Below are 15,821 nucleotides of genomic sequence, written 5' to 3' on the forward strand. Positions count from 1 at the left end.
TGCTAATGATATGTGTATGTATTAAAAAAAGCTTTTTATATGATTCATCATATAAAAAGCTTTTTTTAAATTAATTTATTTTAAATTTAAATTTTCTTTTAAAGTATGTGAAATCTTTGTACGTTCTGCATCTGGTACTTTATAGTAGTAAATACCATCGATTTTTTCGCCTGTACCATTAATCTGGATATGATCCACATTATTACGGGCTTCTTTATAGTTTGATTGAATTTCTTTCATATCATCAAACGTAAGATTGGTTTTAACATTATTTCCAATTGCATCTAAAATTGTACCGTAATTTGTCAAAGATTTGATACTTGCGCCTTCGTCAATAACGGCTTGAATGATTTGTTGCTGGCGGGATTGACGACCAAAGTCACCACGCGGATCGTCATAACGCATACGAGAGTATTTTAGAGCGTTTGTCCCGTTTAATTCGAGCGTTCCTTTTTCGAAGTGATGATCTTCATATGTGAAATCTAGCGTATTGTTTACCGTGACGCCTCCAACTGCATCTACAATATCTTTAAAGCTTTCCATGTTTACTTGTATGTAATAATCAATTGGTACATCCAAGAAGTTTTCTACTGTTTTGATCGACATATCAACCCCACCAAATGCGTAGGCATGATTGATTTTGTCTTCTTTTCCTTTGCCGATAATTTCAGTACGTGTATCACGAGGAATACTAACCATTTTAACTGCTTTTTTGTCAGGGTTTACCGTTAACAGCATCAGTGAATCTGAACGTCCACGGTCTGCTCCGCGCTGATCGACTCCCAGCAGCAAAATTGAAATTGGATCATGTTTTGCTAGACTTACTTTTTCAGAACGTTTTTCGGATTTGTCACGGCTCAGGGGCTCATGCGTCTTGTCAAAGGTATTTGCTACTGAACTGTACACGGAATATCCATATATTCCAACTCCAAGAATAAGAAGAATAATGATAGCTAATGCAATTTTAAATCCTTTTTTCTTTTTCGATTTTCGTTTTTTACGCTTGCGCTGTAGGTCTTGTTCTGTTTCCATTTTTTCGCGTCCTTTACAATTTTATTGGGTACATAGTTTGCGTCCTACATTATGTGACAAAGTACACAACTATTCTTATATTCTATCAAAAAAATTGTCATTTTTACTTATTTTTTATAAAAAATAAGTAAAAAATATATTATAATGGAAAGACAAGTAAAAAATAAGGGAGTTAGTTTATGAAAGTAATGGTAAATATTGTAGCTATCGTTGTGCTTATAGGGACTATAGTTGGGGGTAAGTTGTATTGGGATAAGCAAACAGCTGCAGAAACATCAAATTTTGTAGGAAATAAAGCTATTTCAAAAGAGGTATCAGGTGAAACAGAGAATATAAGTTGGGAAGAATATACTAAAAACCTTCCAAAATCTATAATAGTTAAACTTGAAAAAGCAAAAAAATTAGGAAAGCCGATGAATTTATTAATTGTGGGTTCACAGGCAACATCGACGGATTCAACGGGCTGGCCCGCTATGTTCAAAGAAACGTTAAAAAATACATATGGTTCACTTATTAATGTGAAAGTTTTAGAATATAAGGACACTACTACATTAGATTTTGTGCGAAATAGAGAATATGAGGATATTGTAAAAGAGAAGCCAGATGTATTATTATTTGAGCCATTTTTATTGAATGACAATGGTACAGTAGGTATTACAAATACGCTAGATAACTTAAATGTTATTATGTCCCATGTAACAACTTCTAATTCAGATTTGGTGACGATTCTGCAGCCTTCACAGCCTGTATATAACGCTACTAATTACCCTAAAGAAGCAGAAGCCTTAAAAGTTTTTGCTGAAGAGAAGGGATACGAATACTTAAACCATTGGAGCGCTTGGCCTGATTATAGATCAGAGAAAATATTAGATTATCTAGTACAAAAACAGCATATTCCAACTAGAAAAGGTAATAAAGCATGGGCTAACTACTTAAAAGAATATTTTACGAACTCTTAAACCTGTCACTCGGCAGGTTTTTTAATTCCATAGAAAGAAAAGGTAACGTGAATAACTAATATATAATCTTCAAACTCTTGGCGTGTAAAAGTTATGTAAGAATAATTTGAATTTATTGAAAAAATTTCAAGAAAGTATTAAGATAATACATATTAATTTATAATAAGCATAGTCATTAAAGGAGGAATCGCTGTGATAGATTTGTATACTAATATCTTGCCTAATTTAGAAGATGGTCCATGTGATGTTGATACTTTTTTAACAATGGCAAAATCGTTGGTTAATCAAGGTATAAAGAGTGTGGTTGTTGCGCCCACTTGTAGTGGACAAGATTTAGAGAAACAAAGTATTATGACGCACGTAGACACGGCAAATAAACAATTACAGCACGCTTTTATTCCTCTTACTATTCTTCCGGGACAGAAGATAAAGATAGATGACCGTCTGATTCAAACATTTGAAAAGAATGTACACCTTCCAATTAATTATTCTACGAAATACATGTTTTTACAGATTCCAAACGAGCACACGAATATCTTGAATGAACAGATTCTCTATGAGCTTCAGTTAAAAGGCATTATCCCTATTATTAATGAACCAGAACGTCATACAATATTTCTTGAGAACCCTGATCAGCTTTATGAAATTGTAAAAAGAGGGGCTGTTGTTCAGTTATCATCAGATAGTATAGTTGGTAAAAATGGTCGGAAAGAAAAAAAAGCTGCTCTAACTTTTATTGATAAAGGTCTAGCACATATAATTGCGTCAGGTGTATGTGCGGATACTTATGAGAGGTATAGTTTACCTAAAGCTTACGATACGGTATCTAGACACTTTGGGACACAGGCACTTTATAAGTTCATCGAGAATGCGGATTATATAGTCGAGGGTAAAGCTATCTTTAAAGAACAGCCAGAGCGGGTAAAGAAAGGGAAGTTTTTAGGTATATTTTAATCTCCAAGAGCCTATTTTGTATAAATAGGCTTTTTGTTATGCTCCTAAAGGCTATTATTCAGATAAGATATATATGCTAAAATAATGGACATAATGCTATGATTTCCAGATAGATGTGTAAAAATAAGGAGAAGATTTTGTGATAGATATTTATACTCGTATATTACCAAGAGAAGAACGAGGAAAACAACAGTTTATTGATGCAGCTGAATATTTAGTTAGTCAAGGCGTGAAGGTAGTAGCGACTACTTTAGATAAAAAAGCGAACTCTTCTCTTTCTCTCTATGTAAAAGAAGTGAATCAAATGTTAAAAGATGATAATGTCCCTCTTAAAATTGTTGAAGGAATGGAAGTGACTGCAGACCGTGCATTCGTCGCAACGTATCATGGTCGTGAAGCTATGCTTACTTCCAATGAACGATACATCCTCCTAACTGTGCCTGATCAGGAAGAACCTGATTACCTTGAACAGTTTTTATATGAAATTCAGTTAAAAGAAATTGTTCCTATCATTAGACAACCAGAATGTCATCCATACTTTTTAGAGCATAAAAATGGATTATATAAACTCGTAAAAAAAGGTGCTATTGTACAATTATCATCAGATAGTATTATTGGAAAAAATGGCAAGCGTGCTAAAAAAGCTGCGATGCAGTTTCTAGAACACAATCTTGCTCATGTGATTGCCTCTGGTGTAAGTGTAGAGAACTACAAGGAGCATTCATTGCGTCAAGCTTACGATGTGATTGCAAAAGAAAAAGGAGCTGACACAGCTCAGCTATTGAGGAAAAATGCTGAATCTATATTTAATGGTCAAGGCGTTCAAATTCTCCCACCTGAGCGCATCAAAAAAACAAAATTCCTAGGAATCTTTTAAAGTTTCCCTTTGTACCCTGATTAACTTCTGTTTAATCAGGGTATTTGCATAAAAAGACCTATTCCAGACCCTTCTTTTTTCATCATTATTTGGAGTTATTTTACAAATTATGTTTGCGTTTTCATGAAGAATGATAGTAAAATACTGTTAGTTAAGTAGATGACAGGAAAGTACGCGGTTTTCCGGGGTTCGTGGTGGTAAATGTCGAGAAGAATACATAGTTTCACATTTAAAATCGTCGTAGAATAGAGCTATACAAAGCGCAGGGAGGGAAATGAAGTGATTGATATTCATACGTACATATTGCCTAATATCGATAGCGGACCTGAGGAAGTAGACGGCTTTTTGAAGATGGCACGCTCCTTAACGGATCAAGGCGTTCAGTCCGTTGTGGCGACGCCGCTTTATGATAGCGATCAAGAGTTTATGAAACACCATTTATTTCTCTATGTGAATGCAGCTAACGAATGGCTCACGAATTCATGTATTCCTCTTCAAGTATTACCAGGCCAGCTTGTCCCTTTATCACCTCAACTTCTGCGAAACTATGAGCGAAATCAGCTACTCACACTTAATCACACCGATAAATATTTGTTTCTTTCACTGCCTGAATATGATGTCTCACCTTATTTTGAAAAGATACTGTATGATCTTCTAACAAAAGGCGTTGTGCCAATTCTTCGTTCACCAGAATGTCATCCGATTTTCCGGGATCATCCGGAGCGTTTGTATGAGCTCGTTAAAAAAGGCGTACTCGTTCAGCTAAGCGCGGCTAGTATTCTTGGTTTAAACGGAAAAAAAGAACGAAAAGCGGCGTGTATGTTTATTAAATACCGCTTCGCCCACGTGATTGCCTCTGGCGTTCATGCTCGCAATTACCACGACTATTCACTTTCAAAAGCGTATGATTATATTTCCGATATGTACGGTGCGTCAGAACTTTATTTTTTTATCGAAAATGCAGAAGCGATTATCGACGGTCGTCCGGTGCATCAATTAGAGCCTGAGCCGATGAAAAAATTTAGTTTATTTAAATTATTTAGCTAAAAACAAGGGACTTTTCCATAAAAACGGGAAAGTCCCTTGTTTTGTCTTTCTTTCATTGTGGTATGGAATAGAAACAAAGTTAAAGAAAGGAAGGCTGAATATGATAAAAACTACAGCTGGAAAAGCAGCTATGTCGGTATTAAAAGAATGGAAGATCGATCACATTTTCGGTATGCCGGGAGATTCCATCAATCATTTTATGGACAACTTGCGAAGTGAAAAAGATGAAATTGAATTCATTCAAGTCCGTCACGAGGAAGTAGGCGCACTTGCGGCATCTTCTTATGCTAAAATCACAGGTAAAATCGGCGTGTGCCTGTCGATTGGAGGACCGGGTGCGATTCATTTGTTAAACGGCTTATATGATGCCAAAGCAGACGGTGCCCCGGTGCTAGTGCTAGCTGGACAGGTGCCTCGTGCGAAGCTTGGCAATGAATCATTTCAAGAAGTGAACTTAGAACGTGTTTTTGACGATGTGTCGGTATTTAATCACCGAGTGGACTCACCTGAATCGTTTCCGCATCTGCTTCAGCAAGCGATTCGAACGGCTTATGCCAAAAAAGGTGTCGCGGTGCTAGTGATTCCAGACGATATTCCGTCTTCAACGATTAAAATTGATAAAAAAACGCCAATTGCCAATGTATCAAAAACCATTTCTCACAGTGACCCGGAAGATGTAGCTAAAGCACTTCTAGCCATTAAATACGCAAAAAAACCGGTTATTTTAGCAGGAACAGGTGCAAAGCACGCCAAACTTGAATTAGCGCAGTTTGCGGAAAAAATTGCGGCGCCGATTATCTTTACGCTTCCGGGGAAAGGAATACTGCCTGATCATCATCCGTATAACCTAGGTCAGCTCGGGCAGATTGGTACAAAGCCGGCGTATGAAGCGATGGAAGAAACCGACTTATTGATTATGGTGGGGACATCGTTTCCGTACCGTGAGTTTTTACCGGACGGGGTTGAAGCGATTCAGCTGGACTCTGACGCCACACAAATCGGCAGACGCTATCCTGTATCGATTGGATTAGTCGGAGACTCTAAAACGACCCTGTCGCAGCTTGCGCATAATTTAGATTATCAAGAAAACCGCCGTTTCTTAGAAGAGTGTCAAGTTAATATGGAAAACTGGTGGAAGCACGTAGAAAAAGAAGAAAATGAAGTGAGTACGCCAATCAAGCCGCAGCAAGTCATTCCTAAGCTGCAAAAAATCGTAGATGATGATGCGATTGTATCTGTTGATGTTGGGAACGTGACGGTATGGATGGCGAGACATTTCCGCATGACGAATCAAAAATTTGTGATTTCAAGCTGGCTGGCAACGATGGGCTGCGGACTTCCGGCTGCGATTGCAGGAAAGCTTGCCCATCCGGAAAAACAATCGGTAGCCGTGTGCGGTGACGGAGGCTTTACAATGGTCATGCAAGATTTTGTGACGGCTGTGAAGTACAAGCTGCCAATCGTTGTAGTCGTCCTTAATAACAGTGAAATCGGGATGATTAAATATGAACAAGCCATTCAAGGTCACTTGGATTACCAAACGCAGCTTGGTGAAATGAACTTTGCAAAGTTCGCTGAATCGTGCGGAGGAATTGGCTACCGCGTTGAAAAATACGAGGAGCTCGAAACAGCTTTTGAAAAAGCAGCGCTTGCGAATGTTCCTGTTGTGATTGATGTCGTTGTCGCGGATGAACCGCCGCTTCCAGGCAAAATTTCATTTGGACAAGCAGCCAATTATTCGAAGCATATTATGAAAAAGTTCTTTAAAGAACATGAGCTTGAAATGCCGCCGCTTCGAAAAGGACTAAGCAGAATGCTTTAATCAGTGACTCTCCTTACAGGGGAGTCTTTTTAGGAGGGATATCATGGGAGTGTTTGAAATCATTTTACTTATTTTTGGTGCGGTCATGATGCTTGCGATTGTAGTGCCGGTTATTATCGCTGTTATTCTTTGGTTAAAAGATGAAAAACAAGAAGAGCATTCGGTGCTTAGAAACTATCCGCTGCTCGGAAAAATGCGCTATATTTTTGAGAAAATGGGGCCTGAACTGCGTCAGTATTTATTTTTAAATAATAACGAAGGCAAGCCGTTTTCTAGAAATCAATACGAGCAAACCGTTAAGTCAGGTAAATACTTGAACCGGATGATGGGGTTTGGCTCAGAGCGTGATTTTAGCGAACCGGGTTACTATATTCGAAATGCGGTGTTTCCAAAGCAGCGCGACGAAATGAAAGCGGATAATACGGAAAAAATTAAAACGAAAGTATATAAAATGGACGCGGATAACTTATTTAGCCGAAGAGAGCACCGAGAAGAAAAAGAAGCGGATCCGTTTTATTTACGAGATGAAGAGGCGGTCGTTATAGGGCCTTCATGCAAAAATCCCTTTGTTGTAAAAGGATTAATCGGTCAATCCGGCATGAGCTTTGGAGCGCTTGGTGACCATGCGATTACGGCTTTATCTTTAGGATTAGGTCGAGCAGGCGGCACGTGGATGAACACGGGAGAAGGCGGACTGTCACCGTATCATTTAAAAGGAAACGTCGATATCATTTTTCAAATTGGTCCAGGGCTTTTTGGCGTTCGGACAAAAGAAGGCGAGTTTTCATGGGAAGAGTTTAAAAAGAAAAGTGAAATGAAGCAAATCAAAGCGTTTGAAATCAAGCTGGCGCAAGGAGCCAAAACAAGAGGGGGTCACGTAGACGGTTCAAAAGTAACGGAAGAAATCGCCGAGATCCGCAACTTAAAGCCAGGAGAATCGGTAGACAGCCCCAACCGTTTCAAAGAATTCGCTTCGTATCCTGAAATGTTTCAGTTTATTGAAAAACTTCGAGACGTAGGCGGCAAGCCAGTAGGCGTTAAAATGGTTGTCGGAAACACAAATGATCTTGAAGAAATGGCGGCGTATATGAAAGAGACGGGAAGCGGTCCTGACTTTATTACGATTGACGGAGCAGAAGGAGGAACGGGCGCATCGTTTCAAGAATTAGCGGACGGAGCGGGGGTGCCGCTGTTTTCAGGACTTCCTTTTGTGGATGAACTGCTTAGAAAATATGGCGTTCGCGATGAAGTGAAGCTTTTTGCATCGGGCAAGCTGCTAACGGCTGATAAAATTGCGACGGCTTTATCGCTGGGTGCTGACTGCGTGAATATTGCTAGAGGCTTTATGTTTTCTGTTGGCTGTATTCAAGCGCAGGTGTGCCACAACAACAGGTGCCCGGTGGGCGTAGCGACAACAGATCCAAAGCTGCAAAAAGCGCTTATTATTGAAGAAAAATCATATCGGGTGTGCAACTACGTGCTGTCATTACGTGAAGGGTTGTTTAATTTAGCAGCAGCTGCCGGCATTGATTCACCAACGAAGTTTTCAAAAAAACACGTGGTGTTCAAAAACAGCAGCGGACAGTTAGCTGATATTTCTGTAAAAGAAAAGATGTACGTATAAAAAAGCTGCCAATCGGCAGCTTTTTTATTGTCTTCTTTGAAGTAAATGCAGGCAAAACTCTAAGTCTTTTTGAAGGTGTTCCTGCATTAACGCTTCCGCTTTTTCAGCATTGCGTTCTTTAATCGCTTTATAAATGTCTTCGTGTTCGTCAATTAAAAACGGGCGGTTGTAAAATACGACTGTATGACGGAATAAGTAAATGATGGACTGCATGCGGTCGATGATGTTAATCATTACGTCATTGTTGCTTGCGTTCACAATAATAGCGTGAAAACGCTCATTGGCGCTCATAATTTCTTCAAACGAGCCGTTTCTTCCGATGTCTACGCATTCCTTTAATTCTTCTAATTCGTTATCAGATAAAAAAGTTGCCGCAGCTTTAGAAGCTGAGCCTTCTAGCAGCATTCGCACTTCAAACAAGTTGCGTAAGTCTTTTTCTGTCGGCGACACGACTTTTTTTCGAACAATCAGTCCTTCATATTCTAAGCGTCTAATGGAGTCACGAATCGGCGTTCGGCTGAATCCAAGCTCGCTCGCTAATTTTTCTTCGACGATTTTTGTACCGCCTTCAAGCTCACCGTTTAAAATTTTATCTCGAATCATCTCATAAGAAGGGTGATGAGACGAACGAGAACCTTGATTTCTTAACATACTCTACTTCACCTCTAGCATTCGACACGAGAAAATCTCGTCTCTTTCTCTCTTTATTTTTTATCATTTTGTACGCGTATACCCAAATCATACTATAACTTGTGAAAAGGTGGGACGGAAAGTTTCGCTTTTAGAAATAAATTTCATTTAAAAAAAGGCTAGACAAATAAATAAAATGCGAATATGATGAGTGTATACAAAATTATCAGAAATGTATACAAAAAATATTTTAACGTATACATTCTTTTTTAAAACGTATTTGAAAACGTATACAACAAGGGGAGGAAACGAAAATGACAAAACGCGTTGGATTTATTGGACTTGGAATTATGGGAAAACCGATGACGCTCAATTTATTAAAAGCAGGTTTTGAGGTAACGGTTTACGATATTAATAAAGTAGCAGTAGAAGAAGTGAAAGCAGCAGGAGGATTTGGAGCAGAAAGTCTTGCTGAAGTTGCAGTGAACAGCGACGTGATGATCACGATGCTTCCAGCTTCACATCATGTAAAAAGCGTAGTTCTTGGAGAAGAAGGGTTGATTCATAGCGCAAAAGAAGGAAGCGTTATCATCGATATGAGTTCCATTTCGCCGGTAGCATCAAAAGAAATTGCGGCTGAGCTTGCACAAAAAGGAATTCACATGCTAGACGCTCCGGTTAGCGGCGGAGAGCCAAAAGCAATTGACGGCACGCTTGCGATTATGGTCGGAGGAAATGAACACATCTTTGAAAGCGTTTCATCTATTCTTCATGCGATGGGAACAGAAGTAACGCTTGTTGGTGACAATGGAAGCGGCGTAACGGCTAAGCTTGCAAATCAAGTGATTGTGAACTTAAACATTGCAGCAATGTCTGAAGCGCTTGTACTAGCAGCCAAAGCAGGCATTGACGTTGAAAAAATGTATCAAGCGATTCGCGGCGGGTTAGCAGGAAGTGCTGTATTAGATGCAAAAGTGCCGCTTATTTTAGACCGCAACTTTGTAGCAGGCGGACGCATTGATATTAACTTAAAAGATATGACAAACGTGATGGAAACGGCTCATGACATTGGCGTACCGCTTCCGCTTTCAAGTCAGCTTGTGGAAATTTTCCATGCGTTAAAAGTAGACGGAAAAGCAAGCGATGATCACGGCGGAATTGTACAGTACTATGAAAAGTTAGCAAACGTTGAAGTGAAAAAGAAGGTGGAAGCATGATTAAACAACAAGAAAAACGCCTTGTAAGCGACGTGTTTAAAAACATTCCAGCGATCGATGAAGCACTTGTGCAAAAAATGCTCGACGAAGAGCTTCTGACGTTCAACCAAAAAATCATCGTACTGGATGATGATCCAACGGGTGTTCAAACGGTTAACGGTATTTCCGTGTACACAGACTGGAGCAAAGACAGCATCAAGCAAGGGTTTTTAGAAGAAAATTCCATGTTTTTTATTCTAACAAATTCACGCGGATTTACCGCTTCTGAAACGGAAAAAGCGCACGCGGACATTGCTGCTGTTATTACAGAGGTAGCGGCTGAAGTAAATAAAGAGTTTTTAATTATCAGCAGAGGTGATTCAACTCTTCGCGGTCACTATCCGTTAGAAACGGAAGTATTAAAGAAAACCGTTGAACAGCACTCAAACCAAGTGCTTGACGGTGAAGTGATCTTTCCTTTCTTTAAAGAAGGCGGACGATTCACAGTTGATAACATTCACTACGTGCAGGATGAAGACTACTTAGTGCCGGCAGGAGAAACGGAGTTTGCAAAAGACCGTACGTTTGGCTACAGTAAGTCTCATTTAGGCGAGTGGGTGGAAGAAAAGTCAGAAGGAAAATTTAAAGCAAGTCATACGACGTATATTTCGCTTGGGAGCATTCGTGCACTTGATTTAGTGACGATCACAAATCAGTTAATGGAAGTGAAAGACTTTAACAAAGTAGTTGTGAATGCAGTGGATTACGTGGACGTAAAAGTTGTGACGATTGCGCTTCTTCGTGCGATGAAGCTTGGAAAACATTTTATGTATCGAAGCGCTGCGGCTTTAACAAAAGTAATGGGCGGCGTGAGCGACAAAGACCTTTTAACAAAAGAAGAGCTCATTAAAGAGAAGTCGTCAAACGGCGGATTAATTATGGTTGGTTCGCATGTTAAAAAAACAACGGAGCAGTTAGAAGAATTAAAGAAATGCAGCTTCATTGAATTTATTGAATTTGATTGTCATCTTGTCTTAGAACCTGAAAAGTTTGAAGAAGAAGTGAACCGTATTATCAATGAAGCAGAGAAGCTTATTTCCAAAGGTCAAACGGTAGCTGTGTATACAAGACGCGAGCGCTTAGATCTTGGCGAAGGCAAAAAAGAAGAAGAGCTTAAATTATCGGTAAAAATTTCAGATGCGGTTACAAGCATTGTTCGACGCTTAAACGTTCGTCCAAACTTTATCGTCGCAAAAGGCGGCATTACCTCAAGTGATATTGGGGTAAACGGGTTGTCTGTAAAGCGTGCGACGGTAGCTGGACAAATCAAGCCCGGCATTCCGGTATGGGTAACGGGAGAGGAAAGCAAGTTTCCAGGCATTGCATACATCATTTTCCCTGGGAATGTTGGAGCCAAAACAACGCTTCGTGAAACGGTTGAATTACTAAGTAAATAGAAAGAAGTGAACGTACGATGTGCGTTCACTTTAGAAATTGTTTGAAAGCGTATACATTATTTGGATGTACGTACATGAAAAATGGTCACATTAAGGGGATGAACATATGAATTCAGTATTCGGATTAAGTCATGAAGCAAGTCTTTTGCTGTATGCGATTGTATCGATCGTTGGACTTATCTTTTTAATTGCTAAGTTTAAAACAAATCCGTTCGTAGCGCTAATTGTCGCGGCTTTGTTTATGGGTCTTATTTCAGGAATGAAGCTGCCTGATATCGTAACGGCTTTCCAAGAAGGAGTAGCGAGCGTCTTAGGATTTATCGCGATTGTTCTTGGTCTTGGAACGATGTTAGGTAAAATGATGGCAGAGTCAGGCGGAGCCGAGCGTATTGCCCGCACGTTAATTAAAGTATTCGGTGAAAAGAACGTACACTGGGCAATGATGGTTGTAGCCGTTATTTGCGGTATCCCAGTCTTTTTCCAAGTAGGGGTTGTATTATTAATTCCACTTGTGTTTGTAATTGCCAAGCATACGGGTACGTCACTTATTAAAATTGGTTTATCATTAATTGCCGGTTTAGCCGTTGTTCACAGTTTAGTACCTCCACATCCGGCAGCGATGCTAGCGGTAGATATCTTTAAAGCAGATTTAGGTAAAACGATTTTGTATTCATTAGTTGTGGCATTCCCAGCTGCAGCAGTGGCAGGTCCTATTTACGGATCGTTCATTTCACGCCGTGTTCACGTAGAGCCAACGGGTGAAATTATGGAGCAGTTCACAGAGTCGAAGCATAAAGATCTTCCTGGTTTCGGCATTACGTTATTCACGATTTTACTACCGGTACTATTAATGCTTTTAGCAACAATCACTGGGTTTGTTTATCCAGAAACAAGTACGATTCGCTATGTAACAAACTTTATCGGAAGTCCAATCGTAGCGCTGTTAATTTCGCTAGTGTTTGCTTTTTATTCGTTCGGTTTTGCAAGAGGATACAACAAAGACGATTTATTAAAATTCACAAACGAATGTCTTGGACCCGTTGCTTCGATCATTTTAATCATCGGTGCAGGCGGCGGTTTTAACAAAATTTTAACAGCAAGCGGTGTAGGTGACGCGATTGCAGGATTTGCTCAAGATGCACATCTTTCTCCTATCGTGTTAGCATTTGTGATTGCCGGGTTAATTCGTGCAGCAGTTGGTTCAGCAACAGTAGCCATGACCACAGCAGCAGGTATTGTCGCACCAATTGCAGCAACGATGCCAAACGTAAGCCCAGAGCTATTGGTGCTAGCAACAGGCGCAGGTTCTGTAATGCTATCGCACGTAAATGATTCTGGCTTCTGGTTAATCAAAGAATTCTTCAACATGTCAGTGGCCCAAACGTTAAAAACGTGGACAGTGATGGAAACGATTCTATCATTTGCAGCGTTTGCAATGGTTCTTATTTTAGACATTTTTATTTAAAAGAAAAGCGCTGGCTTCAGCGCTTTTTTCTTTGGATTTGAAATATATTCAAAATATTTCAAATAATGAGAAAAAAAGACTAGATTTTTCCCGTTTCGATAGTATAGAATAGTTATAAAGTAGCAAAGGGGGTAGATGTATGACAAATGATGAAAAGTATCAAATTGGTTTGACGACAAAAGCATTAATTCCAGTGAATGATCCTGTGCACCGAACGAAGGTGCTAGATGAAGCAGGAGAATACATGCTAAGCAAGACCTGTAAGCAATTATTAGAAGAAGCGTGCATTCGAGAATTAAGTACGTTTAACGGCTCTATTGCCGCCGTTCGAAAAATGTTTCCGTACAAACAGCTTACGCCGCTTGTTATTAATCGTTCACAAGCCATCATTGCGTTTCCGACATCTTCGCCAAATGACTATGGCTGCGCCTGGATTTTTGCCTCTCATGTTCATACTTCACACACGCTTGCTACAGTTGATCCAACCTCCATGCTAATTCACTTCAAAGATGGAACGTTCATTCCAGTTAAGCTTTCTTATTATAGTTTAGAAAAAAAGCTGGCCAGAGCGGCTGTTATTCGTAATTACTGTTTAGAAAGTCCGATTTTTTTAGCGTAGTTCGTTCGATTTATCAAACGAACTTGTCCTACATATGAACAATCGGTTGCATGGGACTACACATATGTAAAAAAGGAGGAAGCTTAAAATAAGCTTCCTCCTTTTCTTATTCCTGAAGAAGTGAGGCTTTTAGCTTTTTGCGAGCGGCTTTTCCCCAGTTTTTAACGGCTCCCGTGGAAACTCCGTATTTGTAGGCAATATCTTTATACGAGTAGCCTTCTAGCAGATGTTCCAGTACATAGATTTTTTCTCTTCCCGTTAAGTGTTCGATATGCTGCTTAATAATTTCACTTTCTAGCGGAACGGGAAGAGCGTGATCTTCGTTTAGTGAAAGCAGGTTCTGCTCAGCCGGTGTTTCACGTTCTTCGTATAAAATGGTGCCTTTTAAATGAGAAAGAATCGTACCCCGCACGGTTGTGTAGGCATAAGCGGAAAAAGAGCCTTTGCTTTCATCGAATTTTTGATACGCTCTCCATAAACCAATTAACGCAATTTGATAATATTCGTCGTAGTCTTTGTAAATATGAAATTTTTTAATCATCGACACAATTAATGGATGAAAAGATGAAGCGATTTGATCAAACGAGCTTTTTTGCATGTAGCATTCCTTTTTCAAAAACGCGTTTTTGCTGTATTCCGCCGGTATCTCTACTGTACAAGGGGAAGATGACATGTGCGAATGAGCGTACATTATGTTTTCTTTTTAAGAAACGTGACGTAATTTCCCCGGAAACTTCACGTTTCGCTAGGAAATATGCGAAGTATACGTGTATTTGTAGAGATTTTACGTACGAAAGGTCCCCCATTCCAAATTCTACTAATCTATACTATTTATATATCGATGTAGCAACTCTACCATCACGGAAGAGCGGTGATGGTAGAGTTGCTAGACCTAAGCGGCAGTCACCCTCCCTTGCGGGTTTGCGCCTGCCGCATAGGTGAACCTTTTTGGGCAAATTCAGTGTAGTATTTTTGTGTTTGTCTCTTTGTTTATTCTATTGAATGTAAGTTGGGTGGGCAGAATATAGTTGGTTTTTAAAAAGTGGGTAAAGGGGAGATTGAATGAAGGCGATGGTTGGGGTAAATGTGGCGGCGGCTGTTTTGTGCGGGGCGGTGATGTATGCGGGGACGCAGCACTGGCAGGAGCAAACGGAAGCGCAGGCAAGTGAAGTAAAAACTGCTGTTGTACATAAAGAAAAACAGTTTTCTGATGTATCTGCTTATACAAAAAATCTTCCAGACTTTATCACAAAGCAAATCCAGTCATCTATCGTAAATAAAAAGCCTCTGACTCTTGTAATTGCCACGTCCGCAAAGGAAACAGGGTGGCCACAGCAGTTAAAAAAAGAGCTAGCAGCTACATATGGACGTGATGTATTTACGGTCAAAACACTTTCATATGGTAACGGGACAACCGATGAGCTTTTATCCTCACATATTGCCGATCAAATTGATCAACTTCAGCCAAACATTATTCTGTTTGAAGCACCTCTTAAAAATGATTATCAGCACCTTACGCTAGATGAGACGCTTGAAAATACAGACAAGCTAATTCATCAGCTCAAAGACTTGAAAAAGACCCTTATGATTCAGCCTTCACAGCCATATATTTCACAAACCGAGTCCTATGAAGAAGGGGTAGAAGCGATCAGGGGAGTCTCTGAAGCAAACTGGGTATATTATATGAATCACTCGCTCATTTGGCCGTTTCATTTAGGCGAGTATATCAATAAAGACAGCGGTAATTTAACGAAAAAAGGAAATGAAGTGTGGGGAGAATATGTTGTGAATTGGTTTACAGGAGAATAAAAAACAAGCCCTCTTTCAAAAGAAAGAGGGCTTGTTTTTTATAGTTTTATAAGATTATGACTTTTCCTCGTTTTATAGTAGTAGCTTTTTGTATCTCTACACTTATAAAGCTTAAAGCCAAAGATTTCTAAAGGAGTCCAAAGTTTTTTAATGTTTACGAGTGGCATGTTAATTCTCTGTTCTGTTCTTTATAAAGGTCTATATATTCATTATAAAGAATAAAAGAGTGATAGTAAATACTATAAAGAACGGTTTGTTTAAAAAATTCTTTATAAAGAATTTTTAGGATTTTTATTTTTGACTTGTCAACATATAGGAGTGATTTTTATC

General features: G+C 39.4%; 14 protein-coding genes. 11 read left to right on the forward strand and 3 right to left on the reverse strand.

Annotated elements, in window-relative coordinates:
• Positions 1-75: 75 nt before the first annotated feature.
• Positions 76-1,032: a polyisoprenyl-teichoic acid--peptidoglycan teichoic acid transferase TagU gene (gene tagU / locus CEQ83_RS05795; protein WP_155017092.1), complete on the reverse strand. Its 957-nt coding sequence runs from the start codon at positions 1,030-1,032 to the stop codon at positions 76-78.
• 179 nt (positions 1,033-1,211) lie between these two features.
• Between tagU and CEQ83_RS05800 the strand changes: the two genes are divergently transcribed.
• The 6 genes from CEQ83_RS05800 to CEQ83_RS05825 all read left to right on the forward strand — a co-directional run bounded on the left by CEQ83_RS05800 (position 1,212) and on the right by CEQ83_RS05825 (position 8,315).
• Positions 1,212-1,991: an SGNH/GDSL hydrolase family protein gene (locus tag CEQ83_RS05800; protein WP_155017093.1), complete on the forward strand. Its 780-nt coding sequence runs from the start codon at positions 1,212-1,214 to the stop codon at positions 1,989-1,991.
• Positions 1,992-2,183: 192 nt separating this feature from the next.
• Positions 2,184-2,945 (forward strand): tyrosine-protein phosphatase, encoded by a 762-nt coding sequence (locus CEQ83_RS05805; protein WP_155017094.1) that lies wholly within the window; start codon positions 2,184-2,186, stop codon positions 2,943-2,945.
• Between the two features lie 139 nt (positions 2,946-3,084).
• Complete coding sequence (locus CEQ83_RS05810) at positions 3,085-3,822, forward strand: CpsB/CapC family capsule biosynthesis tyrosine phosphatase (protein ID WP_155017095.1); 738 nt, start codon at positions 3,085-3,087, stop codon at positions 3,820-3,822.
• A 279-nt stretch (positions 3,823-4,101) separates the two neighbouring features.
• Positions 4,102-4,869, forward strand: coding sequence for a tyrosine-protein phosphatase (locus tag CEQ83_RS05815; RefSeq protein WP_155017096.1), 768 nt, complete (start codon positions 4,102-4,104; stop codon positions 4,867-4,869).
• A 100-nt stretch (positions 4,870-4,969) separates the two neighbouring features.
• Positions 4,970-6,691, forward strand: a complete 1,722-nt coding sequence (locus tag CEQ83_RS05820) for a pyruvate oxidase (RefSeq protein ID WP_155017097.1) — start codon at positions 4,970-4,972, stop codon at positions 6,689-6,691.
• A gap of 43 nt (positions 6,692-6,734) precedes the next feature.
• Positions 6,735-8,315: an FMN-binding glutamate synthase family protein gene (locus CEQ83_RS05825; protein ID WP_155017098.1), complete on the forward strand. Its 1,581-nt coding sequence runs from the start codon at positions 6,735-6,737 to the stop codon at positions 8,313-8,315.
• Between the two features lie 24 nt (positions 8,316-8,339).
• Here CEQ83_RS05825 and CEQ83_RS05830 read toward each other — a convergent pair whose 3' ends face one another.
• Entirely contained in the window at positions 8,340-8,966 is a 627-nt protein-coding gene (locus tag CEQ83_RS05830; protein WP_075422293.1) for a GntR family transcriptional regulator, read from the reverse strand.
• Between the two features lie 293 nt (positions 8,967-9,259).
• On the opposite strand from CEQ83_RS05830, the gene garR reads away from it, so the two are divergent.
• The 4 genes from garR (at position 9,260) to CEQ83_RS05850 (ending at position 13,682) form a co-directional block, all read left to right on the forward strand.
• Positions 9,260-10,162 carry a 2-hydroxy-3-oxopropionate reductase gene (gene garR, locus CEQ83_RS05835; protein ID WP_155017099.1) on the forward strand — a complete coding sequence of 301 codons (903 nt, stop codon included), beginning with the start codon at positions 9,260-9,262 and terminating at the stop codon, positions 10,160-10,162.
• Complete coding sequence (locus tag CEQ83_RS05840) at positions 10,159-11,598, forward strand: four-carbon acid sugar kinase family protein (protein ID WP_155017100.1); 1,440 nt, start codon at positions 10,159-10,161, stop codon at positions 11,596-11,598. Before garR ends, CEQ83_RS05840 begins: the two co-directional genes overlap by 4 nt.
• Before the next feature lie 106 nt (positions 11,599-11,704).
• Positions 11,705-13,063, forward strand: a complete 1,359-nt coding sequence (locus CEQ83_RS05845) for a GntT/GntP/DsdX family permease (protein ID WP_013055857.1) — start codon at positions 11,705-11,707, stop codon at positions 13,061-13,063.
• Between the two features lie 139 nt (positions 13,064-13,202).
• Entirely contained in the window at positions 13,203-13,682 is a 480-nt protein-coding gene (locus CEQ83_RS05850) for a competence protein ComK (protein ID WP_155017101.1), read from the forward strand.
• 106 nt (positions 13,683-13,788) lie between these two features.
• Here the strand turns inward: CEQ83_RS05850 and CEQ83_RS05855 are convergent, their stop codons facing one another.
• A complete protein-coding gene (locus CEQ83_RS05855) occupies positions 13,789-14,280 on the reverse strand; it encodes a sigma-70 family RNA polymerase sigma factor (protein WP_045293088.1) in 492 nt (163 codons plus the stop codon).
• Positions 14,281-14,744: 464 nt separating this feature from the next.
• Between CEQ83_RS05855 and CEQ83_RS05860 the strand changes: the two genes are divergently transcribed.
• Complete coding sequence (locus CEQ83_RS05860; protein ID WP_155017102.1) at positions 14,745-15,491, forward strand: SGNH/GDSL hydrolase family protein; 747 nt, start codon at positions 14,745-14,747, stop codon at positions 15,489-15,491.
• Positions 15,492-15,821 lie beyond the last annotated feature (330 nt).

Origin of the sequence: Priestia megaterium (assembly GCF_009497655.1) — a bacterium.
Taxonomy (GTDB): Bacteria; Bacillota; Bacilli; order Bacillales; family Bacillaceae_H; genus Priestia; species Priestia zanthoxyli.

Excerpts from the sequence above, each read along its gene's own strand:
- tagU (WP_155017092.1), bottom strand. The coding sequence starts at position 1,032 with ATGGAAACAGAACAAGACCTACAGCGCAAGCGTAAAAAACGAAAATCG.
- CEQ83_RS05800 (WP_155017093.1), top strand. The coding sequence starts at position 1,212 with ATGAAAGTAATGGTAAATATTGTAGCTATCGTTGTGCTTATAGGGACT.
- CEQ83_RS05820 (WP_155017097.1), top strand. The coding sequence starts at position 4,970 with ATGATAAAAACTACAGCTGGAAAAGCAGCTATGTCGGTATTAAAAGAA.
- CEQ83_RS05825 (WP_155017098.1), top strand. The coding sequence starts at position 6,735 with ATGGGAGTGTTTGAAATCATTTTACTTATTTTTGGTGCGGTCATGATG.
- CEQ83_RS05830 (WP_075422293.1), bottom strand. The coding sequence starts at position 8,966 with ATGTTAAGAAATCAAGGTTCTCGTTCGTCTCATCACCCTTCTTATGAG.
- garR (WP_155017099.1), top strand. The coding sequence starts at position 9,260 with ATGACAAAACGCGTTGGATTTATTGGACTTGGAATTATGGGAAAACCG.
- CEQ83_RS05840 (WP_155017100.1), top strand. The coding sequence starts at position 10,159 with ATGATTAAACAACAAGAAAAACGCCTTGTAAGCGACGTGTTTAAAAAC.
- CEQ83_RS05845 (WP_013055857.1), top strand. The coding sequence starts at position 11,705 with ATGAATTCAGTATTCGGATTAAGTCATGAAGCAAGTCTTTTGCTGTAT.
- CEQ83_RS05850 (WP_155017101.1), top strand. The coding sequence starts at position 13,203 with ATGACAAATGATGAAAAGTATCAAATTGGTTTGACGACAAAAGCATTA.
- CEQ83_RS05855 (WP_045293088.1), bottom strand. The coding sequence starts at position 14,280 with ATGCAAAAAAGCTCGTTTGATCAAATCGCTTCATCTTTTCATCCATTA.
- CEQ83_RS05860 (WP_155017102.1), top strand. The coding sequence starts at position 14,745 with ATGAAGGCGATGGTTGGGGTAAATGTGGCGGCGGCTGTTTTGTGCGGG.